This window comes from Enterobacter sp. BIGb0383, assembly GCF_003751845.1.
Taxonomy (GTDB): Bacteria; Pseudomonadota; Gammaproteobacteria; order Enterobacterales; family Enterobacteriaceae; genus BIGb0383.
In genome coordinates this window covers 1-2,266 of record NZ_RJKQ01000013.1, presented here as the reverse complement: position 1 = coordinate 2,266, position 2,266 = coordinate 1, and the positions used below count along the sequence as shown (strand labels likewise).

Annotated in this window: 3 protein-coding genes; all 3 read left to right on the top strand. The window is 45.8% G+C overall.

Annotation, left to right across the window (positions count from 1 at the left end; translation table 11 throughout):
* Positions 1 to 1,128: triacylglycerol lipase (locus tag EDF81_RS23810; RefSeq protein WP_123362966.1), on the top strand; the 1,128-nt coding region annotated here is incomplete at its 5' end.
* Positions 1,129 to 1,139: 11 nt separating this feature from the next.
* The gene (locus EDF81_RS23805; RefSeq protein WP_123350687.1) at positions 1,140 to 1,538 is read left to right on the top strand and encodes a hypothetical protein; all 399 of its coding nucleotides are present in this window, start codon (positions 1,140 to 1,142) and stop codon (positions 1,536 to 1,538) included.
* Between the two features lie 63 nt (positions 1,539 to 1,601).
* The gene (locus EDF81_RS23980) at positions 1,602 to 2,231 is read left to right on the top strand and encodes a T6SS immunity protein Tli4 family protein (protein ID WP_148049955.1); all 630 of its coding nucleotides are present in this window, start codon (positions 1,602 to 1,604) and stop codon (positions 2,229 to 2,231) included.
* Positions 2,232 to 2,266 lie beyond the last annotated feature (35 nt).

Genomic DNA, 2,266 nt, shown 5'->3' with positions numbered 1-2,266 from the left:
TTAATGGATTCAGTAATGGAAACGGAAATGGGCGATGTGACCTTAAGTAAGGAGGAGATAGATTTAAGTTACCGCTATATTTATCCGGTTTTTGCCGTCGGCTACAACTGGCTACAGTCGAATGCTGACTCTGCGAAAGACTTGGGTAATAAAATCGACGAAACCATAAGATTTTACAGGGAAAAGGGGCGCAAGTGTGAAAAGGTGATACTCATTACCCACTCTATGGGCAGCCTGGTTGCACGTCACTATACTCAAAATATGGACGGTGAAAAAAATGTGTTGGGTGTGGTGCATGGCGTGATGCCTTCTCTCGGGGCCGCGGCCACCTATCGGAGAATGAAGGCGGGTACAGAAAACCCGCAAGGAGATGTAAAGGGGTGGCTTGCTTCTCAAGTGTTGGGCGCTGATTCCTGGGCTATGACGGCGGTCCTGTCGCAGTCACCGGGACCGCTACAGCTTCTTCCCGGACGTGAATATGGCAGCCACTGGCTAAAAATTATCGATGGAAAATATACGTACTCTTATCCTGATAATAACCCTTATGAAGATATCTACCTCCAGCGAGATAAGTGGTGGGGTTTATGTGATGATTCGCTTATTAATCCGGGGAAAAGCTATACACAACAAGCGCTAAATAATGACTGGTTGTCATTTTCGGCGATTATTGAAAGAAAAGTAATGAGATTTATTGAGGATCTTGCTGGAAAATATCACCACAATACCTATGCCTTTTACAGTGCAGATAAAGCATTCGCTTCTTATGGCGATATCTGCTGGCAGGCAAAGACGCCGCCAGTTGACGAGTGGATAAACCGCCACCGCTCCAGGGATGCCAGCCAGGGACGAATTGTGGATAAAAGCGAACGTCAGGATATACGGACCATAGCCAGTCCCTTGTCTGGAGCAGGATGGGCCAAAGGCATAAAACAGACCTACCAGATCCTGCCAGCAGAAGAAGGGGGAGACGGTACGGTGCCGGTACGTTCCGGTCGGATCCCTGAGAGTCGGTTAAAGGCGCGTTATCAGGTATCAGTTGGCCATGAGCCTGCCTATCAAAGCCCGCTGGCACAGGAATTTACCCTACGGGCGCTGGTAAAGACTACCCAAAAAATCAAATCCAGTTAAAAGGCGCGCATATGAAGCTCAAAAAAACACTTGCCGTTGCCGTGCTACTGGCAGCCTGTTTTGCCGGCTGGTGCTGGTACAGTTTTCTTCCCCCACAGATAACACTGAATAATAAGGAGCGTGTAAACGTGGAGCATTTTTTACAGGAAATGAAGCCTCGCTGTATTGGCCGCTATGCGATTGACCTGCCGGATACTTTTACTACCGATCCCGCTAATGTGATGGCATTTATCGGTAAATCACCTGTCCGCTATAAACGGATTTACCGACCGGCTTTTCAGCAGAAAGTTCGTATGCGAGAGAATGAGTTACAAAATATAAAAACCTCCGATATGCTTGATATGCCATTTTTGAAAAAAACACATCCTCTACCAATTGGTCTGGAAGGGGTTATATTTGAAAGGAATTAAAGTGTTTCAATATCGGATGTTGGTCGCGTTCTTGAAGCACATCTATATACTAATGGAGTGGCGGTGGAAATTGAAGTGTCAGCCGATAATGGTCTGGCTGAACGTTATTCAGAGAGGCGAAATCTTCACCCGGAACTATATGGAAATAATGTACCTCAAAGGCTGGCTGAACTTATAAGTCTACTAACACGGATTTCGGGTAAAAAAGAAACAGATATTCCAGTAACACCAGGTTTTTGTCTGCCGGAAATTTTTATTGCTGATGATCAAGAAGAGCAGGAAGAAAGTATTGATGTTATTTATAAACCTTCAGGTTATCCGATGTTAAAAATTAGTTTTTATACAGATAACGTCAGTCGCCCGGGAAGTTCACAGCTTGAAAGGAGTGCGCTGATGAAGCAAAAAATCAGTGAAGCAGAAGGGCGCACGCTTGAGAGTGGGAAACGTAATATAAACGGGTTATATGCGGAACAGTGGCTGGCTGAAGGTAATACCGGTGACGGGATCGGCGAGAAAGCATTTCGTTTTGCAGTGAATATTCATGAAAAAACAGCGGGGCCAACAACTCCCCAGCTGTCGGTCAACTTTGTCCAAAGAGGTCTTGAGGGGAACGGGTTACTATCCGAAAATGAGGCGATAAGTGTATGGCAGACAATCACTGATACGTTAAGAATGCGGCCCGGCGCATACTGAGATTGTCCAGTTAAGAGATGTAAAAAATGAAGAGG

Excerpts from the sequence above, each read along its gene's own strand:
- EDF81_RS23805 (WP_123350687.1), top strand. The coding sequence starts at position 1,140 with ATGAAGCTCAAAAAAACACTTGCCGTTGCCGTGCTACTGGCAGCCTGT.